Origin of the sequence: Streptomyces sp. NPDC020983, assembly GCF_044333485.1 — a bacterium.
Lineage (GTDB): Bacteria > Actinomycetota > Actinomycetes > Streptomycetales > Streptomycetaceae > Actinacidiphila.
Window position 1 is genome coordinate 317,126 of record NZ_JBIRRA010000001.1, and the last position, 26,319, is coordinate 343,444.

The window sequence follows — 26,319 nt, forward strand, 5'->3', positions numbered from 1 at the left end:
GCCGACGGCCGCTCGTGAGGCATGCCCGGCGGAGCATGATGGAGGGCATGAACGAGACGACCGGATCCGCCAGCGGGTCCGCACCCGCATCCGACGCGGCGCCCGCCGTATCAGCCCGGCCCGTACCGCCGGCCCCGCCCGTGGCCGCCCCGCCCGCCGTCGGCGCGCCCGCCGTCCTCACAGCGCCTCCCACCGCGGAGGGGCAGGACACGGTCACGGCCGAGCGCCCCGCGTCAAGGCGCGAGCCCCACGGCCGGGTCCCCGAGTGGGAGACCAGGGTCCCCGACTGGGAGAAGAGGTACCGTGCGCCGCGCGTGGGCCTGCCGGAGTGGGCGGAGGACGCACCGGAGCGCAATCTGTACGTCTCCGACGTGACGGGTACGTACGAGCTGTACGCGTGGGATCGCCGCACGGGCGAGCGCCGCCAGGTCACCGACCGGCCGAACGGCACGACGGAGGGCACGCTGAGCCGGGACGGCGAGTGGGTCTGGTGGTTCTCGGACACGAACGGGGACGAGTTCGGCGTGTGGATGCGCCAGCCGTTCGGCGGCGGCGAGGACGTGCCCGCAGCCCCCGGCCTGGCCCCGTCCTACCCCGCGGGCCTGGCGCTCGGTGCCGGCGGCGTCGCGGTCGTCGGCCGCTCGACGGACGACGAGGGCACGACCGTGCACGTCGTACCGCCGGACGGCGCGGAGCCGTACGAGATCTACCGGCACGAGGAGTCCGCGGGCGTCGGCGACCTCTCCGAGGACGGCACGCTCGTCGTCATCGAGCACACCGAGCACGGCGACGCGATGCACAGCGCCCTGCGGGTGCTGCGGGTCGCGGACGGCTCGGTGGTCGCCGAGCTGGACGACACCCAGGGCGGCTTGCGCGAGCTGGGCCTCGACAGCTGGGGCTTCGCCCCCGTGCCCGGCGATCCGCGACTGCTGGTCGGCCACCAGCGCTCCGACCGCTGGCTGCCGCTGATCTGGGACGTGACAAGCGGCGAGCAGACCCTCCCGGAGATAGACCTGCCGGGCGACGTGCAGGCCGAGTGGTATCCGGACGCCCGCGCGCTGCTGCTGGTGCACGACTACCACGCCCGCAGCGAGCTGTTCCGGTACGACCTGGCGGACGGCTCGCTGACCGCGCTGGACACCCCCCGCGGCTCGGTCAGCGGCGCCACCTCCCGGCCGGACGGCACGGTGGAGTACCTGTGGTCCTCGGCGGAGCGGCCGCCCGCGGTGCGCTCCACCACCGGCGCGGTCGTGCTGGAGGCGGCGGGCCTGCGCGCACCCGACTCGGTACCGGTGGAGGACGTCTGGGTGGAAGGGCCGGGCGGCCCGATCCACGCCCTGGTGCAGCGCCCGCCCACCGCCGGTCCCGGCGCGGCCCCGCTGCCCACCGTCTTCGAGGTGCACGGCGGCCCGACGTGGCACGAGTCGGACTCCTTCGCGGCGGGCCCCGCCGCATGGCTGGACCACGGCTTCGCGGTGGTGCGGGTCAACTACCGCGGGTCGACGGGCTACGGCCGCGAGTGGACGGACGCGCTCAAGCACCGCGTCGGCCTGATCGAGCTGGAGGACATCGCGGCGGTCCGCGCCTGGGCGGTCGCGTCGGGCCTGGCCGACCCGGCCCGGCTGGTCCTCACCGGCGGCTCGTGGGGCGGTTACCTGACGCTGCTGGGCCTCGGCACCCAGCCCGGCGACTGGGCGGTGGGCATAGCCGCGGTGCCCGTCGCGGACTACCCGACGGCGTACGCCGACGAGATGGAGGCGCTCAAGGCGCTGGACCGCACGCTCTTCGGCGGCTCCCCCGCCGAGGTGCCCGAGCGCTACGCGGCCTCCTCACCGCTGACGTACGTCGAGCAGGTCACCGCCCCGGTCTACATCAGCGCCGGGATGAACGACCCGCGCTGCCCGATACGCCAGATCGACAACTACGTGGAGCGGCTGCGGAAGCTGGACAAGCCGCACGAGGTGTACCGCTACGACGCGGGCCACGGCTCGCTCGTCGTCGAGGAGCGCATCAAGCAGGTCCGGCTGGAGCTGGCCTTCGCCCTACGCCACGTGGGCGGCTGACCCGGCCGCCGCCCCGGCTCCGGTCCCGGGTCCCGCACCCGGGCCGGACGGCGGGAGGAGGCCCAGCTCGGCGTCGGCGCGGGCCTCGGCCTCCCGCCGGGCCAGCCGGAAGTACATGAAGACCACGAAGCCGGCGAAGACGAACCACTGGCCGGTGTAGCCGAGGTTCTGGAAGGCCTTGAGGTCCAGGCCGCTGTTCGGCGGCGCCACCGGCGGCACGGACTTCAGGGGCGCGGCGGCGTCGGTCGCGGTGATCCAGCCGTTGTAGACGGGATACGGAAGGAGGTTGACCAGCGATGCGGCACTGATGATGCCCAGCTGACCGGCGGGAAGTCCGCCGGGCGCGGTGGGCACCCCGTTGCTGCCCGCCGTCTCGGGGTACTGCAGGGCGCCGGTGACGGTGACCTCGCCGGAGGGCGCGGCCGGCACCGCCCCGGTGGAGCCGCTCGCGGGCACCGTGCCCGGCAGCCAGCCGCGCACAACCGGCAGCGCGGCGCCGCCGTCGAGCCGCAGCGGGGTGAGCACGTAGTAGCCGTCACGGCCGTCGAGCCGGCGGTCCGGGACGAGCAGCTGGTGCGCGGCGTCGTAGCGGCCGGTCGCGGTGACCCGGCGGCCGGAGGCGTCCGAGGGCACCTCGGCCCTGGTGTCGGGCAGCACCCCGCCGAGCGGTACGGGCTTCTGCTCCGCCGCGTGGGCCTGGGAGCTCTTGGCGTCCCGGTGCTGGTCCACCCGGAATTCGAAGCGGCTCAGCTGCCAGGTGCCCATGAAGACGCACACGACGACGGCGAGCACCACGAACGCGCCGACGGCCAGCCAGCGCGGGGTGAGCAGGAACCGGTACACACCCCCACGGTACGGGGCAGCGCCGCGCCGCCCGCCACCGGGACCCGGTCCCCCCGCCGGGTCCAGGTCAGGGCGGTGTCCCGGCAGCTCAGGGGTGGGCGGCGGCCCAGGGCCCGCGCGGTTCCAGGGGCGGGCCGCGGGTCAGGAGCTGCCGTCGGGCGCCTTCTCCGCGACCGGGGCCGTGGTGTAGACGGTTCCCGCGCAGGCGTCCTGCAGGGTCGGGCCCACGACGAGCGGCGCGCCGGCGGCCGGGGTGTGGGTCAGCGCGATGGTGGCCGGCGCCGTCGTGGCGGGCGGGGAGCCGACGGACGGGCCGCCCGCCTGCGGATTGTCCGACCAGGCCGCGGCCGCCGCGGCGGCGCCGTCCGTGCCGTCCGCGGGGGCGCCGGTGTCCGTCGGAGTGGGCGAGGCGGTGGGGCTCGCCGTGGGCGGGCCGCTCGGGGGGCAGCCGCCCGGCCCGGTGTCGGCGGGCACCCAGGCGAAGGCCACCTGGTAGGTCTCGCCCGGTGCGAGGACGAGCGGCTGGTCGTCGTCGGAGGGCGCGGGCAGTTCCACGGCGGCGTCGCCCGCGGTGTGGTTGACCACCGTGATCTGCGCGGGGTCGGCGCCGCCCTGGGCGATGACGCCCACCGTGGCGGGGCCGGGCGGCACGGTGCAGGCGGAGGTGGAGACGTTGGCGACGCGGAACCACCCGTGGACGTGTCCGTCCGGGTCGGGGACGGCTCCGCTGCTGCCCCTGCCGAGCTGGGAGCTGGAGCAGGCCGGGGCGGCGGGCGGCGGCGGGCTGCCCGGGCTGGTGGCCACGCCCGCGGAGTCGCCGTCGCCACCGGACGCCGCTGCCTGGCTCCCGGCGCCGTCGTCCTGGCCGGGGCTGGTCGCCCCGGCGCCGCCGCTGGTTCCCCAGGCGTCGGCGCGGCCGCCCCGGTCACGCTCGGCGGAGCTGGTGCCGCCGGGGCCGGCGGGGGCCGCGGCGGGGCTGCCGTGCCCGGCGGCGGCGTGGACCAGCGCGGGCACCGCCGCGCCGACCAGCAGCAGCGCGGCGACGCTGCCGGCCACCGCCTGCCGCCGGTGCAGCCGCCGGGCGGGCACGGCGCGGCGCAGGTGCTCCAGCGCGTCGGGGCAGGGCCGCAGGTCGCGCACGGCCTGGCGGAAGAGGTCGCGCAGCGCCTCCTCGTCCGTCTCGCGCACTGCGTCTGCGCCGGCGCCCGCGTCGAGGCGGGAGGCGGCGGCGGGAGCCCGGCCGGGAAGGGCGCTGCGGGCCGGGTCGGGGTCGGAGGTGTGGTGCCGGTTCATGGCTTCGGGTTCGGGGGTGTCGTCCTCGTGTGCGCCGGGGGCCGCGGTCATGTCGTGCTCTCCATGGCGACCCGCAGGGCAGCGATGCCCCGCGAGCCGTACGCCTTCACCGAGCCCAGCGATATCCCGAGCGTCTCGGCGACCTGCGCCTCGGTCATGTCGGCGAAGTACCGCAGCACCAGCACCTCACGCTGCCGCCGCTGCAGGGAGCGCATCGCGGCCTTGAGCTGGTCGCGCTCCAGCAGCTCGTAGGCGCCCTCCTCCGCGGAGGCCATGTCGGGCATCGGCTTGGAGAGCAGCTTCAGCCCGAGGATGCGGCGGCGCAGGGCCGAACGCGAGAGGTTGACCACCGTCTGGCGGAGGTAGGCGAGGGTCTTGTCGGGGTCGCGGACCCGGCTGCGGGCGGAGTGCACCCGTATGAAGGCCTCCTGGACGACGTCCTCGCAGGATGCGGTGTCGTCGAGCAGCAGGGCCGCCAGGCCCAGCAGGGCGCGGTAGTGGGCGCGGTAGGTCTCGGTGAGGTGGTCGACCGTGGTGCCGGCGGCCATCGCGGCGTCAGCGCCCGGACGTCCGTCGGCGCGGCCGCCGGCTTCCGTACCGGCCCGCTCGTCCGTGTCCGTCTGCTCGCCATCGGCCGTCGCCGTGTCCGGTGCGGCGGGCGTCACCCGCGCCACCGGCCAGGGCGCGATCACCGGAAGCCCTCCGTACGGCGCCCGCTTCTTCCCGGCGGGGCGCACCGCAGGGGCCGGGTCGGCCGGGAGCGCCGGCTGGACGACGGGTACGACCGCCGCTCGCCCCAGTGCCGTATCGATAGCCAGTGCCTCCGCCACGCCAGTTGGACACGCATCCCCTTGTCAGGGTTGTACGCGCAAGGCACCCCACCCGACGGAGCGTCATTTATCCCCATGCGCACCAGCTCTTCCCTCAGCGCCAGAATTGCACCGACGGCCCCCGTCCACATTCGGTGTGTGCAGCACCCCGGACAGCACCCGGTAGCGCGCTGACACAAAGACGCTCCCCCGTGGCCTGCGGTTGCGGCCACGGGGGAGCTGATTCTCCAGGGTTGTACCGGCGGATTTCAAGTGGTCCAGACCACCATCTGGCCGAATTCGGCCGGTTTTCTCCCGATTCGCCGCAATCGCGGCGGAAGTTCAGCCGAAATCCGGCCGGTCCTGCCTGGTTCCGACCGGTCCTGCCCGGGTCCAGGTCGGTCCGGGTCCGTTCGGTCGGAGCCGGATGCGGTCGGAGCCGGATGCGGCCGGAGCCGGATCCGGCCGGATGCGGTCCGGCCGAGTCCGGTCGGACGCTCAGCGGCCGGTGCCGCCGTAGACCACGGCCTCGTCGCTGTCGCTGTCCAGCCCGAAGGCCGTGTGCACGGCCTGCACCGCCGCGTTCACGTCGTCGGCCCGGGTGACGACGGAGATGCGGATCTCCGAGGTCGAGATCAGCTCGATGTTGACGCCCGCGTTGGACAGCGCCTCGAAGAAGGTCGCCGTCACCCCGGGGTTGGTCTTCATCCCCGCGCCGACCAGCGAGATCTTGCCGATCTGGTCGTCGTAGCGCAGCGAGTCGAAGGCGATCACGGTCTGCGCCCGCGACAGCGCCTCCATCGCCTTGTGCCCCTCGGCCTTCGGCAGCGTGAAGGAGATGTCCGTCAGCGCGGTCGTGGCGGCCGACACGTTCTGCACGATCATGTCGATGTTGATCTCGGCGTCCGCGATGGCCCGGAAGATCGTCGCCGCCTCGCCGGGCTTGTCCGGCACCCCGACGACCGTGATCTTCGCCTCCGAGGTGTCGTGCGAGACACCGGAGATGATCGCCTGCTCCACTGGGCTGCCTCCTTGCGATACGTGGTGCGGCACCGGCCGCGGTTCCAGGCCCTCGGGCCGTTCGCTGCTGACCCAGGTGCCCGGGAGCCCGGAGAAGGACGAGCGCACGTGGATCGGGATGTTGTAGCGCCGCGCGTACTCCACACAGCGGTGCAGCAGCACCTTCGAGCCGGAGCTGGCCAGCTCCAGCATGTCCTCGAAGGCGATCCAGTCCATCTTGCGGGCCTTCTTCACCACGCGCGGATCCGCGGTGAAGACGCCGTCGACGTCCGTGTAGATCTCGCAGACCTCGGCGTCGAGCGCCGCTGCCAGCGCGACCGCCGTGGTGTCCGAGCCGCCCCGCCCGAGGGTGGTGATGTCCTTCTTGTCCTGCGACACGCCCTGGAAGCCGGCGACGATCGCGATGTTGCCCTCGTCGAGCGCGGTACGGATCCGGCCCGGCGTGACGTCGATGATCCGCGCCTTGTTGTGCACCGAGTCGGTGATCACACCCGCCTGGCTGCCGGTGAAGGACTGCGCTTCGTGGCCGAGGTTTTTGATCGCCATCGCCAGCAGCGCCATGGAGATGCGCTCTCCCGCGGTCAGCAGCATGTCGAATTCGCGGCCGGCCGGGATCGGCGACACCTGCTCCGCGAGATCGATTAGCTCGTCCGTCGTGTCGCCCATCGCCGAGACCACCACGACGACCTGGTGGCCGTTCTTCTTGGTGTCCACGATCCGGCGTGCGACCCGCTTGATGCCTTCGGCATCGGCGACAGAGGAGCCGCCGTACTTCTGCACGACAAGGCCCACGTGCGCTCCTCGCTCAGGGATGTGAATGCGGTCGGCCCAGTTTAACGAGCAGGCCCGATTCGCCCGGAACGTATCGCATGGTGAGATGTGACGCTCAGAGAATGATCACCCGATCACACCGGAAGACATCCGCCCGGACGAGGCCCGCATCCTGAGCCGCGCCGCCGCGGACGCAGTCCCCCGCCGGCACGCCGGCACGCCCGGTCCTCCGGCACGCCCGGCACCGTCACCGCGCCGGGCCCAGCCCCATCGTCCCCAGCTCGGCCTCCATGACGCGGCCGGCCTCCTCCGCCAGCTCCTCCTCGTCGTCCGCCTCGCCGCCCGTGTCCAGGCCGTCCAGCTCGTCCAGCGGGCTGTCCAGCCGTACGTGCGCCACCAGCGACTGCAGGGCCCGCAGGCTCGCGCTCGCCGTCGATCCCCAGTTGGACAGGTACGAGAACTGCCACCACCACAGCGCCTCCGACACCCGCCCGGCCCGGAAGTGCGTGAGCCCGTGCGTGAGATCGGCCACCACGTCGGCCATGTCGTCCGAGATCCGGCAGGCCACCGGCGTCGACCGGGGCACGTAGGGGTCGAAGACCTCGGAGTAGACGTCGATCGGCTCCAGCAGCGTCGCGAGGCGCTGCCGCAGGTCGTCCTCGTCGGGCTCGGGACCGGCGTCCGGCTCGTAGCGCTCGTCGGGCACGAAGTCCTCGTGGGCCCCGAGCCGGCCGCCCGCGAGCAGCAGCTGCGAGACCTCCAGCAGCAGGTACGGCACGGCGCTGTCCGGGTCGTCGCCCTTGGCGACCTCGCGGACCGAGAGGATGAAGCTCTCGATCTGGTCGGCGATCTGGACGGCGTATTCGTCCGGCTCCTGCTCGCGCGGCAGCGCCACGACGGGCTCGACGGCCCCTGCGGCGGCGCCGCTCGCGGCACTCTGCGGGCTCCTGTTCACCACGGTCTCAGACATCGAGCAACCGCCTCCCTTCGAAGGCCCGCCCCAGCGTGACCTCGTCCGCGTACTCCAAGTCGCCGCCCACCGGCAGTCCGCTGGCCAGGCGCGTCACACGCAAACCCATCGGTTTGACCGTCCGGGCGAGGTACGTCGCCGTCGCCTCGCCCTCGAGATTCGGGTCGGTCGCCAGGATCAGCTCGGTGACCGAGTCGTCGGCGAGCCGGCGCAGCAGCTCCGCGATCCGCAGGTCGTCCGGCCCGACCCCGTCGATGGGGCTGATCGCCCCGCCCAGCACGTGGTACCGCCCGCGGAACTCGCGGGTCCGCTCGATCGCGACCACGTCCTTGGGCTCCTCGACGACGCAGATCACCGACGGATCGCGGCGCGGGTCCCGGCACACCCGGCACAGCTCGTCCTGCGCGACGTTCCCGCACACCTGGCAGAAGCGCACCTTCGCCTTGACCTCCGCCAGCGCGTGCGCCAGCCGGCGCACGTCGGCGGGATCGGCCTGCAGGATGTGGAAGGCGATCCGCTGCGCGCTCTTGGGACCCACGCCGGGCAGCCTGCCCAGTTCGTCGATCAGGTCCTGGACCACGCCTTCGTACACGCCGGGTCGCCTTTCGGGGAGGAGGGGTCGGGTCTGCGGTCACCGGCCGGCCGGAAACGCCGCCGGTGCGCCCGGGGCCGTCAGAAGAGTCCGGGCAGCCCGCCGCCGCCGCCGAGGCCCTGTGCGAGCGGCCCCAGCTTGCGCTGCTGCAGTTCCTGTGCCACCGCCGTCGCGTTGTGCACGGCGGCGACCACGAGGTCGGCCAGCGTCTCGGTGTCCTCCGGGTCGACGGCCTTGGGGTCGATCACCAGCGCGCGCAGCTCGCCCGCGCCGGACACGGTCGCCGTGACCAGTCCGCCGCCGGCCGTGCCCTCGACCTCGGCGCGGGCCAGTTCCTCCTGGGCCGCGGCCAGGTCCTGCTGCATCTTCTGCGCCTGCTGGAGCAGCGCCTGCATGTTCGGCTGACCACCGGGATTCATGGTTCGCTCCTGCCTCGCATCGTCCGCCGGACGACCCTCGTCCTTGCCACTTGCCGTCCCGGATCCCTCCGGCACGATTCCCCGTACCGGTCCGGTCCGTCTCTCGATCGTCTCGCACCCTGCCGTCCGTGACACGCCGAGCCTACGTGCTCGCCCCCTGCCGCGTCCTACGCCGTACGGAGGATCGCGCCGCCCGAGAACTCCGACCGGAGTAGTGGGCGCGGCAGCCGCAGGGCGTATCCGGAGCACCGTCTGCCCGCTGCGGGGCAGGTCAGTCCCCTCCTGCGGGGACGATTCGCGGGCCGGGGCCGTCAGTCGTGCCGGATCTCCTCGATCACGGTCGCGCCGAGCTCGCGGATGAACAGATCGTGGCCGCTGAGCGCGGAATCGACGAGGTCGGGGTCGTCGTCCTCGGGGATGTCGTCCTCGAGCGGGGGCGGCACCTCGTCGGTCATGAGCCGCGGCCGCTGCCCGCCGGACGCCTGGCCGGACGGTACGCCCCCGGGCCCGGACGGAGCGGGCCGCGGCGCGGGCGGTACGGGCGCGGCCTGACCGGGTACGGCGGCGGCGCCGGGGGCACCGGGGCCGCCGGACGGGCCGGGCGGGCCGGGCGCGGTGCTCGCCGGTGCGGTACGGGCGGGGGCCTGCGCCGAGGCGTACGCGTCGGGGGCCGCGGGGGCGTAGGACGGTGCGGGGGGCGCGGGCGGGGCCTGCGGGCGGGGGGAGCCGCCCCCGCCGAAGCCGCCGGGGGCACTGCCGCCTCCGCCGCCGAAGCCGCCGCCCGCGGGGCCGGGGCCGGAACCGCCGCCCGAGCCGCCGCCGGAGGGGTCGACGATGGCCTCGATACGCCACTGCACGCCCAGGGCGTCGCTGATGGCCTGCTTGAGGACGTCCTCGCTGCCGTTGTTGGCGAAGCTGTTGCGGGCTCCGGGGTTGTCGAAGCCGATCTGCAGCGTCTCGCCGTCGAAACCGGAGATCTGGGCGTTGTTGAAGAGCAGCATCCACGTCAGGCGGCGCCGGCTCTTGACGGCGTCCAGGATCTGCGGCCACATCTGCCGTACCCGCGAGGGATCCCCGACACCCGCGGAGCCCTGCTGCGGGGCGGCGGCGGGCTGCGCCTGCGCGGGCGCAGGTGCAGAGGCAGGGGCGGCAGCGGTGGGCCAGGCCCCGCGCCGGGCGGGAGCGTCGGCCGGGGGTACGGGCGCGGGCGCGGCCGGAGGGGAGGCGGGGGGAGCCGCGGGCACGGGCGGCGGGGCCACCGGAGCGGGCGGCGCGACCGGTGGGGGCGCGGCCGGCGCGGGGGCGGGCGGAGCAGGCGGCGCGGCGGCCGCGCGGGCGCCGGCCGCGAACCCGCCGCCGGCACCGCCCCGCTCCAGCCGCTCCAGCCGCGCCTGGACGGACCGCTCGTCGTCGTAGGCGGCGGGCAGCAGCACCCGCGCGCAGATGAGCTCCAGCTGCAGCCGCGGCGAGGTCGCCCCGCGCATCTCCGTCAGCCCGGTGTTGACCAGGTCGGCGGCGCGGCTGAGCTCGGCGGCCCCGAAGACCGAGGCCTGCGCCTGCATCCGCTCCACGACGTCGCGCGGGGCGTCGATGAGCCCCTTCTCGGCGGCGTCCGGCACGGCGGCGAGGATGACCAGGTCGCGCAGCCGCTCCAGCAGGTCGGTGACGAACCGCCGCGGGTCGTGGCCGCCCTCGATGACCCGGTCGACGACCTGGAAGACCGCGGCCCCGTCCCCGGCGGCGAAACCGTCGACGACCTCGTCCAGCAGCGCCGCGTCGGTGTACCCCAGCAGCGCGGTGGCCATGGCGTACGTCACACCGTCCGCCCCGGCACCGGCCAGGAGCTGGTCCATGACCGACATCGAGTCCCGTACGGACCCGGCCCCGGCCCGTACGACCAGCGGGTAGACCCCGTCCTCGACGGCGATGTCCTCCTGCCGGCAGACCTGGTCGAGGTAGTCCCGCAGCGTCCCCGGCGGCACGAGCCGGAAGGGGTAGTGGTGCGTCCGCGACCGGATCGTCCCGATGACCTTCTCGGGCTCGGTGGTGGCGAAGATGAACTTCAGATGCTCCGGAGGCTCCTCGACGACCTTCAGCAGCGCGTTGAAGCCGGCCGAGGTGACCATGTGGGCTTCGTCGATAATATAAATTTTATAGCGACTGCCCGCAGGCCCGAAGAACGCCTTCTCCCGCAGGTCACGGGCGTCGTCGACACCACCGTGCGAGGCGGCGTCGATCTCGATGACGTCGATCGACCCCGGCCCGTTCCTGGCCAGGTCCCGGCACGACCGGCACTCACCGCACGGCGTGGGCGTCGGCCCCTGCTCGCAGTTCAGGCACCGCGCGAGGATCCGCGCACTGGTCGTCTTCCCGCACCCGCGCGGCCCGCTGAACAGGTACGCATGATTGACCCGGTTGTTCCGCAGGGCCTGCTGCAACGGGTCGGTGACATGCTCCTGCCCGATGACCTCGGCGAAGGTCTCGGGGCGATAGCGGCGATACAGAGCGAGCGACACACCACGAGCCTATCCGCGCCCACCGACAACCGGCCCCACCCAAGCGAAGACCCCCCACGCACCCGCCAGAGCCCACCTACCCTTGCTGCCTTCCGGCCCTGGGGGAGTTCAGCGAGATAGCGCCACGTGAGGGGCTACGCCCACCTTACCCGATCCCCCCACCCCCGAACGAGTTCGCTCCCACCCCCCTCCGTCTTGTACTGTTCCCCACGGAGGATTCGCCTAGAGGCCTAGGGCGCACGCTTGGAAAGCGTGTTGGGGGCAACCCCTCACGAGTTCGAATCTCGTATCCTCCGCCAGTGCCTCACCGGGCACGACGTCGAAGGGCCCCCATCCGCGATGGGGGCCCTTCGACGTTCGGAGTGACGCAGTCCGTTCGTCTCCCCGTACGGTGCAGACGTGATCGTTCCCAGGGTGCGGCCCATCCTCTTCCTTGACGTCGACGGACCGCTCATCCCCTTCGGAGCGACACGGGAGCAGTACCCCGACGGTTATCCGACGTACGTGCCGCAGGAAGCGGGGGCGAACCCGCTTCTGGCCAGGGTCGCCCCTGCCCTCGGCCCCAGGTTGCTGGCGCTGCCCTGTGATCTGGTGTGGGCCACCACATGGGAGTCCGAGGCCAACGAATGCCTCGCTCCGCTCCTGGGTCTGCCGCAGCTCCCCGTAGTCACCTGGCCGGAGCCTTCCGACGAGCCCGAGCTGGCCGGCCTGCACTGGAAGACCCGAACGCTCGTCGAGTGGGCCGCGGACCACCCTTTCGCCTGGCTCGACGACGAGATCACCGACGCCGACCGCACCTGGGCCAACGCTCACCACCCCTCCCGAACCCTCCTCCACCGCGTCGACCACCGCCACGGCCTCCCCGCCGCGGACTTCGCCGACCTCGAGACGTAGTTGCGCGGCGGGTGAAGGTCCTCTCCGAGTCGTCACCAGGATCATCGGGGCTGATGTCAGTGGCTACCGCTACGTTTCGGGGGGTGAGCTCCTGCGCCGGACCGCCCCGAGACGGGGCCGTTGGCACCCGTCGAGCGCGGCGCCGTAGGTCGAGGGACCTCGGCTCCGCGCGCGTTGCGGAAAGGGACGACGCCATCCACCAGCACTTTGTCGGCGAAGGGGGCGGCTATATGAGCGGCTTGGACGAACTCCTACTGCGCGTCCGTGACCGCGCGGAGCGGGAGACGGAGGTCCTTGCTCCGTGCGTCCGCGAGCAGGACGTCGTGGCCGCCGAGCAGGCACTCGGGTTCAACCTGCCGCCGTTGCTCCGCCTTCTCTACCTCCACGTCGCCAACGGCGGCTTCGGGCCTGATTACACCCTTCTGCCGCTCGTCGGCAGCGGGCGGACCGTCGTGGGCGAGTACGGGCCACTCCTGGACGCGCGCCCGGCGCACTGGCCGCGCGGCGTACTGCCGATCCTGGACTGGGGCTGTGGCATGTACGCCGCGGTGGACTGCCTTGATCCCGTCGCACCTGTTCTGCTGTTCGAGCCGAACGCTGGTCCCGAGGACTGGGCCGACGCATGGTTTCTCGACTCGCCGTCTCTGGCCCAGTGGCTGGATACGTGGCTGGCAGGGACCGGCTGGTGGGAGGACGAGGTCGTGGCGGCGGAGGACGCGCACGAGCCGGTGCCTTGGCCCGGTGCCGTACGACGGCTCGCGACAGCCGGCTGAGCACGGACTGCCGCCTGTCGATCGGCAGGAGACGAAGGGCACGAAATCGTGATGGTCACGAGCAAACCACGGCTCTTCGCGGACTACTGGGTGCGCCCGCACTGACGCGCGAAGGGTTGCAGTTCGGGTTGCGTTCACCCTCGTCCGTGGTCGTCCGACGGGGGCAGCAGGCGGCGCCGCTTCCCAGCTCAGAACGGTGACGGACTCCGGCGTACGACGGCCCGCAGCGGGGGCCATCGACGTTCGGGATTGCACCAGCGGCGCGGCCACGTCCGGGTGGGTGCCGTCGCTCCACGGCCGGAGCATTCCTGGCTCGGCGACGAGATCACGGGCGGCGCCCCAGCCGGGGTTTGTCAGGCGAGCCCGTATCGGCGCAGCCCCGAGCGCCGAAGCTCGAACTTGACGGCACTCCCCGATCTCCCCCCTGCTCGCCCGGCTGGCCGGCGCACTTGGCCCTCCCCGCCGACGTTCAGAAGAAGGGCGGCAGGTGCCAGCCCCGCCAGCCGGGCGGGTAGGCGCCGTCGCGGACGAGTTCGGCACGCGAGGTAGGGCGCCCGCCTGAGAACAGGGCGAGGTACTCGGCGATCGAGCGGCGTAGATCGTCCGGGTCGGCGGCGTGCCCCGCGTAGCGTTCCCAGGGCCCGTCGGTGGTGAGGAACTCTTGTGCGCGGTGGGTGCCGAGGCGGTCGTCGAGATGGAGCAGGGCGGCCAGGGCCAGGCGAGGTCCGTCCTCGTCGCCCTGGGCCAGTGCCACGTGCAGGTATCTGGCCAGTGTTTCGGCGTCTTGGTCCTCGCCCAAGCAGGCTGCTGCTGGACCGATATCCGCCAAACCGTGGTGTTCGTCCCCCGCAGCCATATCTGCCAGGCGATTGCGCAGGTCCACACGTCGGCCGGCGGCGATGAGCCACAGACCCACGGCCTGCTCACGCCATCCAAGGGAGAGCAGCGTCTCCAACTCGCGTGCCGTGGCCCGTCTGGCATCCCGGTGCAGCCGCCGCTGGAAGAGTCGCAGGCGAGGAGTAGGCAGCAGCAGGGCCGCTCCCGAGAAGACGTACCAGTACCGTCCGTGTGCCTTCACGTACCGGCGGGTCACTCGTAACTCCAACGCACGTTGCGGATCGCGGGTACGCATCTCCACCGCGAGGCCGTTCAGCGCCTCCCACCTGCGCTGAAGGAGGTGGACAGGGTGGAGCGGAAACATGGCCCTCCTCCCCGCGAGGATCCCTCAGTTGAGGTATGGGGGAAACGTAGCGCGGTGCATGTCCGGCTGGCAGCTCTGCGGTCATACCCGCACCGCCCCTGGGCTACCGCCGCGCCTCGACCCGCCAACGGTGCCCGCTGCCCATGGAGCAGGCTTGGCGGCGCTTGGTGTCGTCACGGATTTTACGGATCAGCCGAGCGGGCCAGGTGCGACGGTGATCCGTACGCCCTGCTGGGAGTCCCCTGCGAAGTTGAGGGGGTACTGCATCGGACGCCGCTCTTTGGCGGGCATGCTTTGGCTGACGAGGCGTTAGCATCTGCGCCGTGAGACTGGGGGCGCCGCGGGTCGTCGCGGTGGGGATGGCGGTACTGCCGGCGCTGGGCGCCGCCGGCTCGCAGCGTGGGGAGGCCGTCGGTGCTGCGGTGGACCCCGGCCCGCTTCCCACCAGCCCCTACATGACCACGTCGCAGGACTACCAGCGGTCCCAGCAGGCGTCGGCGTTGCCTACACCGACACCGCCTGGCACTGATGAGGCTGGCCGAAAATCCCCAGCCTCGCTCTTCGCTCCCCACTTCGTTGATGGGTCACCAGTCGACATGGGATGGGCCGCTTGCCTCGGCCGTCTCCCCTGCAGGGCTCTCGGCTCGAGGCCCGGGGTCAGCGTGAGCAGCCGGGCATTCTCTGATCTTGTGGGAGGGCCTGCTCAGCCCTGCCCTCTGCACATCCAGCGATGTATCATGAAGTACATCATTGATATCCACGGAGGTAGTCATGAGTCGGACCGTGATCGACCTCGACGACGAGCTGCTGGCCGATGTAGCCCAGGCGCTGGGCACGAGCACCAAGAAGGACACGGTCAATACGGCTCTCCGCGAGGTGCTGGACAACCGGCGGCGCGCCCTGGCGCTCACCCGGCTGCGGTCGGCTGCGGACGAGGGCGGTTTCGATCTGGATCTTTTTGAGGACAAGAGGAACTACCGTCGATGAGTGCGGCGCAGTTCCTGATCGACACCAGCGCCCTCGCTCGCTTCCTGCGGGAGGGTGCGGGGCAGTACGGCTGGGATCGGGCAGCGGCAGCGGGGCTCATCGCCACCTGCCCGGTGACCGAGCTGGAGTTCTTCTACAGTGCGCGCTCTGCTGAGGACCGGACACGCGGCATCGAGGACATGCGCCTGCTCTTCGGCTGGGTGCCTGTGGATGACCGGGCTTACGATCGCGCCTGGCGGGTCCAGGAACTGCTGACGCGCAAGGGGCAGCGCCGCAGCGCGGGCGCGGTGGACCTGGTGGTTGCAGCGACGGCGGAGCTCCAAGGACTGACCCTCCTCCATCGTGACCGGGATTTCGACTGCATCGCCGCCGTCACTGGGCAACCCCTCCAGTGGTATGGCCCCGATGCCGGGAAATAGCCCGACGGCACACGGTCCACTCTCCGCGGCCCCTTCGTGCTGAGCCCTCGGTGGAGTCCGACGCGACCTCCCTGGTCTCAGTTCTGGTCTCATTCAGCCGCGTCCGGGTCCGTCCGCCACCTGCCTGGGTGCTCGCTCGGCCGCAGGTCAGAGCGTCTCTGCTCTCTCGTGTACCGCATCGTGACCCGTTGGACAGCGTGTTGGGGGCAACCCCTCGCGAGTGCGAGTCTCGTATCCTCCGCACCCCGCCCGCCAGGGCATACGGGGGCCCGGCCGCTCAGCGGCCGGGGCTCTCGTCGTTGGAGGACTGCAGTTGCCCGATCAGGCGGCTGGGGGCGGCTGGTCCGGGGGGTGCGCCCACGCCGGCGACGACGGCTCCGGCACCGGGCATGACCGGTGGGGCCCGCAGGCGGCTATCGGCCCTGCGCTGGTGGCTCGCCGAGCAGCGAGCGCAGCTCGGGAAGAACGGAGGCACCCGTGCCGTCGAGGAGGTCGAGGGCCGTGCGCCGGTGCAGATGCGCGCCCTGTGCGTCGCCGCGCTCGTGCAGGACGAGGCCGAGTTGGTGGTGGGCGAGGCCGCGGCCGTAGGAATCCGTGCGGGCGGCGGTGAGCAGCGTGCGGCACTCGGCCTCGGCGCGGTCGGTGTGTCCGAGCGCGCGCAGGGCGCGGATCAGGCCGATCCGGGCTTCGCGTTCGGTGTTCCACACGCCCTTTCCGCCGGCGAGTTCGAGGCATCGTTCATAGTGCTCCAGGGCAGCGGAGGGTTCCCCGAGTGCGAGATGCGCGTCGCCGATGTTGGCCTCGCCGACGTACTCGATCTGGGCGGCGACGGCCGATCCCCGGCCCACCTCGATGCTCCGCCGGTGGTACCGCAGGGCCTGCCGCGGGTCCGTCCGCTGGTAGACGTTGCCGAGGTTGGACAGTGCGCAGGCCTCCTCGTGCACGTTGCCGGCGGCCGCGCATGCCCTCAGGGTCTCGTTCAGGACCTCGACCGCCTCGTCGAGGCGGCCGGACTGTTCGAGCAGCACGGCCCGTTTGTTGAGGGCGGCGAGCGCCATGGGCTCGTCGCCGACCTGGAGCCACAGGGCGTGTGCCCGCTCCCGCAGCGGCATGGCGGCGTCGAACTGCCCGGTCTCGAAGTGCTGTCCCGCCAGGTCGTCCAGGGCCCACGCCTCGGCAACCAGGTCGCCGGCGTCACGGGCCAGGGCCGCCGCGAACTCGTTGAGCCGGCCCATCTCCTCGTAACGGGCGCGGAACCGCAGGTAGATGAAGGCCGCCCGGACCAGGGCCAGAGCCCTGGTGGTGTCCGCGGCGTCGGTCCACGGATACCGGACGAAGGCGTCGAGGTTGTCGGCCTCCTCGTCACCCCGGGCCAGGGCGTCGGCGGTGGTGGCGATCGGGCTGGCGGGGTCGTCGTACCCGGCCAGCTTCCGCTGCTCATAGGCCGTGGGGTAGAGGATCTTCGTGGTGCGGGTCATCGCGGACAGAAGCAGGGTGAGGGCGCGGCTCGCCGCGCGGTCACGGGCGGCGGGCGGGATCTGGGCGGCGGCGAGTTCGCGGGCGAAGTCGCGGACCAGGTCGTGGGGCGCGTAGCGGCCCGGGCGCCCGGTTTCCTCCAGCAGCGCCACGTCGACCAGCCGGTCGAGTGCGGCGCCGGCCCGCGCCTCGGTGGTGTTCATGAGCCGGGCCATGACGGGAGCGGAGTACGCCGGCAGGTCCACGACGCCGAGCAGCGCCAGTGCTCGACCGGCGGCCACGTCCAGCGGCCGGGTGGACCGGCGCAGGGCGTCGTGGGCGATCGCGAGGGACTGGCGGACGCTCAGGTCGTCGAGTTCGAGCCGGTCCAGGCGCTCGTCGGCCGCGGCGAGCTGGTCGACGAGCCGGGCCAGAGGCAGCTCGGAGCGGCTGTTCAGCCGGGCGGTGGCGATCCGCAGGGCCAGGGGCAGCCCCCCGCACAGCTCGACCAGCCGCAGTGCCTCGCCCTGGGGGTCGGGCCCCTCCTCTGCCGAACTCCGCTTGCGGCCCCCGGCTGCCCGTTCGACCAGGGCCACGCCCTCGGCCGGGGACAGCGGCGCGAGTCTGATGTGAAGGCCGTCCAGCGTGGTGAGCGCGGCCCGGCTGGTGACGAGCGCCGCGCAGCCCGGGCCCGCGGGCAGCAGGGGGCGGACCTGCGCGGCTGAGGCCGCGTCGTCGAGCACCAGCAGGGTGCGGCTGCGGGCGAGCCGCGACCGGAGCAGGGCCGCTACCGCGTCCGGGCCGTCACCGGTGCGAGAGGCGTCCACACCGAGGTGGCGGAGCAGCAGCGTCAGCGCCCGCACAGGTTCGAGCGGAGCCAGTCCCGCGGTGGCGCCGTGCAGGCTGACGAACAGCTGCCCGTCGGGGAAGTCGTCGCGCAGCGACTCGGCCAGGTGCAGTGCCAGCGCGGTCTTGCCGACACCTGCCATGCCGCTGACAGTGACCACCGAGGCGCGCTCACGTCGTGCCGTCAACACTTCGAGTGCGGCCTTGACGTGCTCGTCACGTCCCACGAAGTAGGCGGTGGGGGGTGGAAGTTGGGCAGGAGCGGGCTGGGATTGCGCGGACGTCGCGGCGGTGTCGGCCCGGGCGAGGACGGCCCGGTGGGCCTCCTGGGCAGCGCTTCCCGGTTCGATGCCGAGTTCGTCGGTCAGGGCGCGGCGCAGCCGGTGGTAGACGGCCAGCGCTTCTGCGCGCTGCCCGCTGTGGTGCAGCGCCCGTATCAACTGGGTGTGGAACGCCTCGTGCAGGGGGTGCTCGGCGGCCAGCCTGGTGAGTTCCGGGACGAGGCCGGATGCGCGCCCCAGGGCCAGCTCGGCGTCGAAGCGCCACTCGACCGCTTCCAGACGTGCCGTCTCCAGTCTCTGCCGCGGCACGTACGCCTCGCCGTGGTCCGGGAGATCCGCCAGCGGCGTGCCGCGCCACAGCGCCAGTGCGGCCGTGGTCGCGGACAGCACCTCGTCCCAGCGTCCCGCGAGCCGCGCCTCACGGGCCCTGCCCAGGCAGGCGTCGAACACCTCGGTGTCCAGCTCGCCCGGAGCGACGTCCAGGAGGTAGCCCCGTGCGGTGGAACGAAGCCGGGAGGTCGTTCCTTCGGCCAGGGCGGACCGCAGCCGCGCCACGAGGTTGTGCAGCGACGCCGCAGCCGAGGCAGGTGGGCTGCCGCCCCACAGGGCGTCGCGCAGCCACTCGGACGTGACCGGCTGGTTGGGGCGCAGCAGGAGGACCAGCAGCAGAGCTCGCAGCAACGGTCCCCGCAGGGGCCGTTCGGCGTCCCCTGCTGTCCAGGCGTCGCCGTCCAGGACCGCCAGTGGCCCGAGCACACAGAACCGCATCACGGTCCTCCGCAGGAGTCATGTGTCACGGCCGTGCCCCGTTACCAGCCATGTGAGGGCCATGTTAGTCACCGGTTAGGTGGCCCTCCCAAGCTGATTCCGCTCGATTCGGGCCGACGGCCGGACCGTGCGCGCCGGACCGCGCCCAGGGGGAGTGCTCTGCGATCCGTCATGCCGGCACAACGCGCGCGCCGCCCGTCGCGGGAGTGGTGCCGCTTCTCGAAATGAGGGTATTCGTTGTCGATCACGGGGGACGGTTCCGGGAACGGTGCCGGCGGCGTGCGGACACGACGACGCCTCGTCGTGGGCATCAGCGGGGCGACCGGCATCGCGTACGGCGTGAAGGTCCTCGAACTCGCGCGCAAGGCAGGCGTCGAGACCCATCTCGTCGTCACGCCCGCGGCCCAGCAGACCCGCGCGTACGAGACCGATCTGTCGGCCGGCGATCTGGCCGCGCTGGCCGACGTGGTCCACCGGCACGCGAACGTCGGAGCCGCCATCGCCTCCGGCTCCTTCAGGACGTGCGGCATGATCGTCGCTCCCTGCTCGGTGCGGACGCTGGCGGCCGTCGCGTACGCCGCGAACGACAACCTCCTGACGCGGGCCGCGGACGTCACGCTCAAGGAGCGCCGCCGCCTCGTCCTCCTCGTCCGCGAGACGCCGTTGACGCTCGGCCATCTGCGGGCCATGACCGCGGCCACCGAGTCCGGCGCGATCGTCATGCCGCCCGTGCCCGCCTTCTACCTGCGGCCGGGAAGCGTCGACGACGTCGTCGCCCACTCGGCCGGACGTGCGCTCGATCTGCTGGGGATCGACGTGCCCGACCTGCCCCGCTGGGGCGAATGACCTTGTGAAGGGAACACGTTCAATGAAGCACCTGCGCAGCCTGCGCGAGTTCGTCGAGGAACTCGACCGGATCGGCGATCTCCGGCGCATCGACACCGAGGTCGACTGGAACCTGGAGGTGGGCGCGGTCATCCGCCGCTGCTACGACCTCAACGCCCCGGCCCCGCTGTTCACCAACCTCACCGGCTACCAGGGCACGGGCTTCGGCCTCCTCGGCGCCCCGGGCGCCCTGTCGTCCTACACCAACCCGCTGGCCCGCATCTCCCTCGCGCTGGGCCTGGGTCCGGACGCGTCGGGCCAGGAGATCGTCGAGACGCTCGTGGCGGCCCGCTCCGCCGAGGGAATCCCGCCGGTCGTCGTGCCGCGCGAGGACGCGCCCTGCAAGCAGAACGTCATGACGGGCGACGCCATCGACCTGTTCGCATTCCCCACCCCGCTGATCCACGGCAACGACGGCGGACGCTACATCCAGACCTACGGGATGAACATCGCGGCCACGCCCGACGGCTCGTGGACGAACTGGTCGGTGAACCGCATGATGATCGCCGGCCCGGACACCCTCGCGTGCCTGATCCCGCCTCCCCAGCACCTGGGCGTCATCCGCGCGCAGTGGACCGCGATCGGCGAGCCCATGCCGATCGCACTGGCCATCGGCGTCGAACCCGGCCTGCCGTTCGTCGGCGGGATGCCGCTGCCGCAGGGAGCCGACGAGAGCCACTTCCTCGGGGCGCTGTTCGGAGAGGGCATCGACGTCGTGAAGGCCGAGACCGTCGACCTGTACGTCCCTGCCACCGCGGAGATCGTCGTCGAGGGCCACATATCCGTCGACGAGACGGTCATGGAGGGCCCGATGAACGAGTTCCCGGGCTACAACGCGACCGAGGCGTCCCCGAAGGCGCTGTTCCGCGTCAGCGCGGTCACCCACCGCGACGGCGCGCTCCAGGCCGTCGTCGCCGCCGGCCCGCCCGTGGAGGAGGACCACACCGTCATCGGCACGACGAGTGCCGCCGAGATCCTCTACCAGCTGCGGGAAGCCGGACTGCCCGTGACGTCCGCGTGGTACCCGTTCGAGGCTGCCGTGCACTGGTTCGTCGTGGCCATGCGCCAGGACTGGCACACGACCCTGGGCATTACGTCGTCCGAACTGATCGACCGGATCGCCGACGTCATCTTCACCGGCAAACCCTCGGTGAACGCACCCAAGATCCTGGTCGTCGAGGACGACATCGACATCACCGACCTCGACGAGGTCGTCTGGGCCTTCGCCACCCGCTCCCACCCCGAACGCGGCGAGTTCCACTACCCGCACAAACTCAGCATGCAACTCGCCGTCTACCTCAGCCCCGAGGAATCCCACACCTTCATGGCCGGGAAGGTCGTCCACAACTGCCTCCTCGCCGACCTCTACCCCGAGGGCGCGCAGCCGGTGAAGGGCAGCTTCGAGAACGGCTGGCCGCAGGAGGTCCGGCAGCGCGTCCTGTCCCGCTGGAACAGCGCCTACGGCTTCGAGGAGCGCTGAACCGCCATGTCCGCGGACATCGACATCCTCGGCAGCAAGAGGATCCTCGTCCTGGCGTCCAACCCGGCGGTGTCCGAGCGGACCGGCTGGCCCGTCGGGTTCTGGTGGTCGGAAATCACCCACCCCTACTGGGCGTTCACCCAGGCCGGCTACACCGTGGACATCGCCAGCCCTGACGGCGGCGCGCTCACCGCCGACGCGTGGAGCGACCCGCGCGACGAATCCCGCTACTCCGCCGCCGACCTCCTCTCGCTCGGCTTCGTGAACTCCCCCGAGCACGCCGCCCTGCTGGACAGCACGCCCTCGCTCGCCGACGTCGACCCTGCCGGCTACTCCGCCCTGCTCGTCGTCGGCGGGCAGGCACCCATGTACACGTTCGTGGACGACGAGCGCGTCCACCGGCTCATCGCCGGCTTCTACGAGGCCGGGAAGATCACCGCGGTGCTGTGCCACGGCACGGCCGCGCTCCTGACGACACACCTGTCCGACGGCACCCTTCTCGTCACCGGGAAGACCTGGACCGGCTTCGCCAACTCCGAGGAGGACTACGCCGACGCCTACGTCGGCCGGCCGATCCAGCCCTTCCGCATCGAGGACCGGGCCCGGGCACTGCCGGACACCAACTTCACCGTGTCGGGCCGCTTCCGCCCGCACGCCGTCCGCGACGGCCTGCTCGTCACCGGCCAACAGCAGTACTCGGGCACCGCCGTCGCCGAGCTCGTCATCCAGGCCCTCGGCCGTTGACCCTCACACCGGTCCTGCTCCAGGGCCAGGGCAGGCGTCGGGAAGAGAGCGGCGGAGCCGCGACCGTCGCGGCCGCCACCGCGCCCGACCTGATCACCGGCGTCATCGGACTGGCACCGTTCACCCGCAGGCAACCGGAGGGCCCCACCGCGCGGTGGGGCCCTCCGGTGTACGGGGAAGGCCCGGGCGGGCGCCCGAGACGGGGCGGCCGACCGGGCAGCCACGGGCACGACCTTGCCGGTACAGGGCGCCGCAGTGCGTCCCGAGGCCGGTTCCGGCGCTGCGGGGGTTTGCCGCCCGGCAACGAGCAGCAGCGGCTCACGGCCCTGGTGGATCACCCCAGCGGTGCCGGGCGTGTCGTCGCGGTGGTCGCGCAGGCACCGGCGTGTGACGGCGCAGCCGGCCGGGGATCCGCCGGACGACCGGGCAGGACCGGGGGGATCGGGACGGGGACGGCGGCTGCCGGAACCGCCCTCCACGAGGCTGAGCAGGGGCTGCGAGGGGCTGTTCGCCCGGGCGATGTCGAGGCGCTGGACCTGGTGCGGGACCGCGGGAGGAGGTTCCTCCAGAAGAGTGCTAGCGTCATTAGCAGGGGGAAATACGATGATTTCTTCCGTTTCTCCGTCCCCTGGGCAAATGGTGAGCAGGGTGAGATGACAGCTGCGAGGACCACGCCGGAAGGCAGTTCCGGTCCGCTGACTGCGGTGGATCCCGGGGCGTTCTCGGCTGCTCGGCCCGCCTCCCCGGAGGGAGCGCCGCTCGACAGCACCCTGACCTCGGTGTTCGCCTTGGCCCTTCGGCAGGCGAAGGTGTGTCTGGGCGGCCTGGAAGCTCTGGCCCACTGGCGTGAGCCCGCTGACGGGCGGCTGCGGATGGTGGCCTCCGACGGCTCTGTCCCGGCCGGCGCCGAGGGGTGGGCGCAGCTGCGTGCGGACCAGGACGCGGCGCCCGCACGCGCCGTCCGGCGCGGCGGCTACGCGTGGGTGGAAGGGGATCCCCTGGGGATCGGGGCCTCCGGGACCGCCGCGGTGCCGTTCCTCGGCGCTGAAGGACCCGTCGGGGCGTTGTCCGTGCTCACGGGCGGGGCAGGCGAGCCGGACGAGATGCAGCGGTCTTTCCTGCGCGCGACAGCGGCATGGGCCGCGGCGCACGTGCACGGTGTGCCGCAGCCGTCGGCGCCCGGTCCGGGATCGGTGGTCGCGCGTTCCGCCCTCATGGGTGAGCTGACGGCCGCGCTCGGCCAGGCCGTGACGGCCCAGGACGTCACTCAGGCCGTCGCGGACCGCGTGATGCCCCCGTTCGGTGCCGACGGGCTCCTGGTCCAGGTACTCGACGAGGACGACCGGCTGTACGCCGTCGGTTCTGCCGGGTACCCGCAGGAGTTCACCAGGCTGATGGACGGGTTCCCGCTGTCCGATTACGCCACGGTGCACGACGTGGTACGGACCCGTACCCCCCGGTTCATCGAGTCGAAAGCCGAGTACGAGCGGCTCTACCCCTCGATGCGCCAGGTGAGCGTGAAGTCGCCGAAGGAGGCGTGGGCGTTCCTGCCCATGATCGCCTCCGGCCGGACCATCGGCCTGTGCACGGTGTCCTTCAGCGAGCCGCGCCCCTTCAGCGAGGAGGAGCGCACCCTCCTGACGGCCCTGAGCGGCCTGGTCGGACAGGCCCTGGAGCGGGCCCGCCTGTACGACATGGAGCACGCCCGCGCGAGGGAGCTGCAGCGCGGTCTCCTGCCCCGTGCTTTGCCGCGGCTGCCCGCGGCCTGCGCCGCCGCCCGCTACCTGCCCGCCGCCCAGGGCGAGGGAGTGGGCGGCGACTGGTACGACGTGATCCCGCTGTCGGCCGACCGGGTCGCGATCGTGATCGGCGACGTGATGGGACACGGCATCGCGGAGGCCGCCACCATGGGACGGCTGCGCACCGCCGTGAGCACCCTCGCCGACCTGGACATGCCTCCCGACGAGTTGTTCGACCGGCTCAACGACCTGGTCTCCGAGCTGGGCGACGACTCCTACGCCACCTGTCTGTACGCCGTCTTCGACCCGGTCGCCCGGACGTGCTCGTACGCCGTGGCGGGGCACCCCCAGCCGGTCGTCGTCCATGGCGACGGCACCGTCGACAGCCCTGTCGTCGCCGCCGACCCGCCCCTGGGCGCCGCACAGCCGCCCTTCGAGACACACCAGCTCCAGTTGCCCGACGAGAGCCTGCTCGTCCTGTGCACGGACGGGCTCATCGAATCGGCCACCCAGGACGTGGAGGAGGGCCGGGCCCGCCTCCAGCAGGTCCTCACCGATGTCGTGTCCTCCACCCCGTACTTCCGGGTCGCGGACGAGGACGACGACGTCCGGCGCCTGGAGGAGCTCTGCGACACGGTCGTCTCGGCCCTGCTGCCCGATGCCAGGGCGACCAGCGACGACGCCGGCCTGCTCATCGTCCACACCCGGTGCACCGCCCCGCGCGACGTCGTCGGATGCGACCTCACCGACGATCCCCGGGCGGCCGGCCAGGCCCGCCAGTACGTCCGCGCACGGCTCGACGCGTGGGGACTGACCGACCTCGTGCTCACCACCGAACTGCTGGTGAGCGAGCTGGTCGGCAACGCCGTCCGGCATGCCAGCGGCCCGGTCCGGTTGCGTCTCCTGCGCAGCCGGACCCTGATCTGCGAGGTCTACGACGGGAGCCTCAACACTCCCCGTATCCGCCGTGCCGACTCCACCGACGAAGGCGGGCGCGGCCTGCAACTCGTCGCAGCCCTCTCCCGGCGCTGGGGTGCCCGGTATCTTCAGGACGGCAAATGCATCTGGACCGAGCAGCAGCTGCCGACTGGTGAGCCGTCTGGTGCGGTCCCCGGCATCGCGCCGCATGCCGCCTGAACGACCGCATCGATACCCGCACGGCTCGGCGCAGCTGCTGGATGCGGATCAGGTTGCCCGCGGGGTCGCGGAACGCGCAGTCGCGGACGGCGACGCGTCCGGGTCGCCGTGCGGAAGGGACGTCGCGGGAATGGTGATGTCCATGGCCGGCGGGCGTATCCGCGAACCGGGCTTCTCGGCTCCTGACCGGTCCGGACGCGCCCGGACGTTCACGGGCACGTCAGCGGAGCGCACCCGTTTCCCGCGACCGTGTACCCGATGCCCCGTCAGCCGCTGCCGGAGGGGCCCGCGATGTGGGGTCAGGAGCTCGTGGTCTGCTGTGCACCGGCGGTGCTGCCGGCGAGCCAGGCGGTCCAGCTGAGGGTGAAGGCGGCGTAGCCGTTGTCGGCGGGGACGAGGCCCCGTGGGGTGCCGGTGACGGTGACGGGGTCGCCCTGGTGGGCGTGGGCGTAGAACCACTTGGAGTCGGCCAGCGACAGGTGGATGCAGCCGTGGGAGCCGGCTTGGCCGGGGTTCGGGTGGCTGTCGGAGTAGTGGACGTAGGTGCCGCTCGTGGTGAGCTGGACGTCCCAGGGCAGTGTGACGTCGTAGTAGTTGGCGGTGCCCGGGACGCAGCTGATGTGCACGCTGCAGGAGGTCATGTGCACGGTCGGCGCCTTGCCCATCTCGGCCATGGTGCCGTCCCAGGTGGGGAACTGGGCGCTGCCCGCGTCGATCGGGAAGTGCTTCTGGCGGACACCGTCGAGGTAGACGTCCATGGTGTGGGCGGGGGCATCGACCCTGGTCTCCCAGTCCGGGCCGATGGTGAAGGCGTGGTGGTAGTCGTGGAGGCCGTAGCGGCCGTTGCCGTCGGCGACATCGGTGAGGCGGGCGTCGATGGCCACGTGGATGCCGGAAGGCCAGAAGTGCTGCGGTCGCCAGTCCGCCCGGGTGCTGCTGAACCAGTGCCAGGCGCCGGTGACCGGGGTGGACGTGGTGATCTTCAGAGCCTGCTCGACCCCCGCGCGGGCGGTGCGGGCGACGGGGTAGGTGAACTGCACCGATATGGGCATCGCCACGCCGACGGTCGCGCCGTTTGTCGGGGTGATCGTTTCGAGCAGCAGGGGCGGGCCCGCCGGGTGGGTGGGGGACGGGGAGGGGGCGGCGGAGCCGGTGCCGGTGCCCGGTGTGCCGCCCGTCGAGGCGCCTGGCGAAGGGGACCGCGTCGACGAAGAGGGCTGCGCCGACGAGGTGCCCGCCCCGCCGGCCTTGGCGGCGCCGCTCTGGCAGGCGCCGGCGCCCAGTAGCACCGCCGCAGCGAGCAGCGCCGCGCCGATGTGCCTGGCGGGCCCGCGGTGCCTGCGCTGCGGTGCCGGTCGTGCGTTCCGTGCCATGTTCCCCACGCTTTCGTTGAGTTCGGCTGTGCGTCACCGGG

At 72.5% G+C, this 26,319-nt stretch carries 20 protein-coding genes, 1 tRNA gene and 1 other RNA gene; 10 read left to right on the forward strand and 12 right to left on the reverse strand.

Annotated elements, in window-relative coordinates:
* Positions 1 to 47: 47 nt before the first annotated feature.
* A complete protein-coding gene (locus ACH4SE_RS01500) occupies positions 48 to 2,063 on the forward strand; it encodes a S9 family peptidase (protein WP_398541223.1) in 2,016 nt (671 codons plus the stop codon).
* Here ACH4SE_RS01500 and ACH4SE_RS01505 read toward each other — a convergent pair.
* From ACH4SE_RS01505 to ffs, 9 genes are all read right to left on the reverse strand, one after another.
* Positions 2,043 to 2,906, reverse strand: coding sequence for an SURF1 family protein (locus ACH4SE_RS01505; protein ID WP_398541224.1), 864 nt, complete (start codon positions 2,904 to 2,906; stop codon positions 2,043 to 2,045). The genes ACH4SE_RS01500 and ACH4SE_RS01505 overlap by 21 nt on opposite strands.
* Positions 2,907 to 3,047: 141 nt before the next feature.
* Complete coding sequence (locus ACH4SE_RS01510; RefSeq protein ID WP_398541225.1) at positions 3,048 to 4,250, reverse strand: hypothetical protein; 1,203 nt, start codon at positions 4,248 to 4,250, stop codon at positions 3,048 to 3,050.
* Positions 4,247 to 4,891, reverse strand: coding sequence for a SigE family RNA polymerase sigma factor (locus tag ACH4SE_RS01515; protein ID WP_398541226.1), 645 nt, complete (start codon positions 4,889 to 4,891; stop codon positions 4,247 to 4,249). The genes ACH4SE_RS01510 and ACH4SE_RS01515 overlap by 4 nt, the downstream gene beginning before the upstream one ends.
* Positions 4,892 to 5,506: 615 nt before the next feature.
* Entirely contained in the window at positions 5,507 to 6,820 is a 1,314-nt protein-coding gene (locus ACH4SE_RS01520) for an aspartate kinase (RefSeq protein WP_398541227.1), read from the reverse strand.
* Positions 6,821 to 7,046: 226 nt separating this feature from the next.
* Complete coding sequence (locus tag ACH4SE_RS01525; protein WP_398541228.1) at positions 7,047 to 7,769, reverse strand: DUF5063 domain-containing protein; 723 nt, start codon at positions 7,767 to 7,769, stop codon at positions 7,047 to 7,049.
* Positions 7,762 to 8,361, reverse strand: coding sequence for a recombination mediator RecR (recR, locus tag ACH4SE_RS01530; RefSeq protein WP_398175486.1), 600 nt, complete (start codon positions 8,359 to 8,361; stop codon positions 7,762 to 7,764). Before recR ends, ACH4SE_RS01525 begins: the two co-directional genes overlap by 8 nt.
* Positions 8,362 to 8,441: 80 nt before the next feature.
* Positions 8,442 to 8,780 (reverse strand): YbaB/EbfC family nucleoid-associated protein, encoded by a 339-nt coding sequence (locus ACH4SE_RS01535; RefSeq protein WP_398541229.1) that lies wholly within the window; start codon positions 8,778 to 8,780, stop codon positions 8,442 to 8,444.
* Positions 8,781 to 9,091: 311 nt separating this feature from the next.
* A complete protein-coding gene (locus tag ACH4SE_RS01540; protein WP_398541230.1) occupies positions 9,092 to 11,296 on the reverse strand; it encodes a DNA polymerase III subunit gamma and tau in 2,205 nt (734 codons plus the stop codon).
* A 42-nt stretch (positions 11,297 to 11,338) separates the two neighbouring features.
* Positions 11,339 to 11,435: signal recognition particle sRNA small type (gene ffs, locus ACH4SE_RS01545), an RNA gene on the reverse strand.
* 72 nt (positions 11,436 to 11,507) lie between these two features.
* Here ffs and ACH4SE_RS01550 point away from each other — a divergent pair.
* The 3 genes from ACH4SE_RS01550 (at position 11,508) to ACH4SE_RS01560 (ending at position 12,963) form a co-directional block, all read left to right on the forward strand.
* Positions 11,508 to 11,595 (forward strand) — tRNA-Ser (locus ACH4SE_RS01550).
* Between the two features lie 103 nt (positions 11,596 to 11,698).
* The gene (locus ACH4SE_RS01555; protein ID WP_398541606.1) at positions 11,699 to 12,190 is read left to right on the forward strand and encodes an HAD domain-containing protein; all 492 of its coding nucleotides are present in this window, start codon (positions 11,699 to 11,701) and stop codon (positions 12,188 to 12,190) included.
* A 230-nt stretch (positions 12,191 to 12,420) separates the two neighbouring features.
* Positions 12,421 to 12,963 carry an SMI1/KNR4 family protein gene (locus ACH4SE_RS01560; RefSeq protein ID WP_398541231.1) on the forward strand — a complete coding sequence of 181 codons (543 nt, stop codon included), beginning with the start codon at positions 12,421 to 12,423 and terminating at the stop codon, positions 12,961 to 12,963.
* Between the two features lie 469 nt (positions 12,964 to 13,432).
* Here the strand turns inward: ACH4SE_RS01560 and ACH4SE_RS01565 are convergent, their stop codons facing one another.
* A complete protein-coding gene (locus ACH4SE_RS01565) occupies positions 13,433 to 14,164 on the reverse strand; it encodes a DUF6000 family protein (RefSeq protein ID WP_398541232.1) in 732 nt (243 codons plus the stop codon).
* 771 nt (positions 14,165 to 14,935) lie between these two features.
* Between ACH4SE_RS01565 and ACH4SE_RS01570 the strand changes: the two genes are divergently transcribed.
* Together ACH4SE_RS01570 and ACH4SE_RS01575 are read left to right on the forward strand one after the other, a co-directional pair.
* Positions 14,936 to 15,151: a type II toxin-antitoxin system VapB family antitoxin gene (locus tag ACH4SE_RS01570; RefSeq protein WP_398541233.1), complete on the forward strand. Its 216-nt coding sequence runs from the start codon at positions 14,936 to 14,938 to the stop codon at positions 15,149 to 15,151.
* The gene (locus tag ACH4SE_RS01575) at positions 15,148 to 15,570 is read left to right on the forward strand and encodes a PIN domain nuclease (RefSeq protein WP_398541234.1); all 423 of its coding nucleotides are present in this window, start codon (positions 15,148 to 15,150) and stop codon (positions 15,568 to 15,570) included. The genes ACH4SE_RS01570 and ACH4SE_RS01575 overlap by 4 nt, the downstream gene beginning before the upstream one ends.
* A 413-nt stretch (positions 15,571 to 15,983) precedes the next feature.
* Here ACH4SE_RS01575 and ACH4SE_RS01580 read toward each other — a convergent pair whose 3' ends face one another.
* The gene (locus tag ACH4SE_RS01580; RefSeq protein ID WP_398541235.1) at positions 15,984 to 18,920 is read right to left on the reverse strand and encodes a BTAD domain-containing putative transcriptional regulator; all 2,937 of its coding nucleotides are present in this window, start codon (positions 18,918 to 18,920) and stop codon (positions 15,984 to 15,986) included.
* 279 nt (positions 18,921 to 19,199) lie between these two features.
* On the opposite strand from ACH4SE_RS01580, the gene ACH4SE_RS01585 reads away from it, so the two are divergent.
* From ACH4SE_RS01585 to ACH4SE_RS01600, 4 genes are all read left to right on the forward strand, one after another.
* Entirely contained in the window at positions 19,200 to 19,766 is a 567-nt protein-coding gene (locus ACH4SE_RS01585; protein ID WP_398541236.1) for a UbiX family flavin prenyltransferase, read from the forward strand.
* Positions 19,767 to 19,788: 22 nt separating this feature from the next.
* A complete protein-coding gene (locus tag ACH4SE_RS01590) occupies positions 19,789 to 21,285 on the forward strand; it encodes a UbiD family decarboxylase (RefSeq protein ID WP_398541237.1) in 1,497 nt (498 codons plus the stop codon).
* Positions 21,286 to 21,291: 6 nt separating this feature from the next.
* A complete protein-coding gene (locus tag ACH4SE_RS01595; RefSeq protein WP_398541238.1) occupies positions 21,292 to 22,029 on the forward strand; it encodes a type 1 glutamine amidotransferase domain-containing protein in 738 nt (245 codons plus the stop codon).
* A gap of 779 nt (positions 22,030 to 22,808) precedes the next feature.
* On the forward strand, positions 22,809 to 24,905 hold the full coding sequence (locus tag ACH4SE_RS01600; RefSeq protein ID WP_398541239.1) for a SpoIIE family protein phosphatase: 2,097 nt from the start codon (positions 22,809 to 22,811) through the stop codon (positions 24,903 to 24,905).
* Between the two features lie 299 nt (positions 24,906 to 25,204).
* On the opposite strand, the gene ACH4SE_RS01605 is transcribed toward ACH4SE_RS01600, so the two are convergent.
* Complete coding sequence (locus tag ACH4SE_RS01605; protein WP_398541240.1) at positions 25,205 to 26,278, reverse strand: Ig-like domain-containing protein; 1,074 nt, start codon at positions 26,276 to 26,278, stop codon at positions 25,205 to 25,207.
* Positions 26,279 to 26,319 lie beyond the last annotated feature (41 nt).

Excerpts from the sequence above, each read along its gene's own strand:
- ACH4SE_RS01500 (WP_398541223.1), top strand. The coding sequence starts at position 48 with ATGAACGAGACGACCGGATCCGCCAGCGGGTCCGCACCCGCATCCGAC.
- ACH4SE_RS01510 (WP_398541225.1), bottom strand. The coding sequence starts at position 4,250 with ATGACCGCGGCCCCCGGCGCACACGAGGACGACACCCCCGAACCCGAA.
- ACH4SE_RS01525 (WP_398541228.1), bottom strand. The coding sequence starts at position 7,769 with ATGTCTGAGACCGTGGTGAACAGGAGCCCGCAGAGTGCCGCGAGCGGC.
- ACH4SE_RS01535 (WP_398541229.1), bottom strand. The coding sequence starts at position 8,780 with ATGAATCCCGGTGGTCAGCCGAACATGCAGGCGCTGCTCCAGCAGGCG.
- ACH4SE_RS01560 (WP_398541231.1), top strand. The coding sequence starts at position 12,421 with ATGAGCGGCTTGGACGAACTCCTACTGCGCGTCCGTGACCGCGCGGAG.
- ACH4SE_RS01565 (WP_398541232.1), bottom strand. The coding sequence starts at position 14,164 with ATGTTTCCGCTCCACCCTGTCCACCTCCTTCAGCGCAGGTGGGAGGCG.
- ACH4SE_RS01570 (WP_398541233.1), top strand. The coding sequence starts at position 14,936 with ATGAGTCGGACCGTGATCGACCTCGACGACGAGCTGCTGGCCGATGTA.
- ACH4SE_RS01575 (WP_398541234.1), top strand. The coding sequence starts at position 15,148 with ATGAGTGCGGCGCAGTTCCTGATCGACACCAGCGCCCTCGCTCGCTTC.
- ACH4SE_RS01580 (WP_398541235.1), bottom strand. The coding sequence starts at position 18,920 with ATGCGGTTCTGTGTGCTCGGGCCACTGGCGGTCCTGGACGGCGACGCC.
- ACH4SE_RS01590 (WP_398541237.1), top strand. The coding sequence starts at position 19,789 with ATGAAGCACCTGCGCAGCCTGCGCGAGTTCGTCGAGGAACTCGACCGG.
- ACH4SE_RS01595 (WP_398541238.1), top strand. The coding sequence starts at position 21,292 with ATGTCCGCGGACATCGACATCCTCGGCAGCAAGAGGATCCTCGTCCTG.
- ACH4SE_RS01605 (WP_398541240.1), bottom strand. The coding sequence starts at position 26,278 with ATGGCACGGAACGCACGACCGGCACCGCAGCGCAGGCACCGCGGGCCC.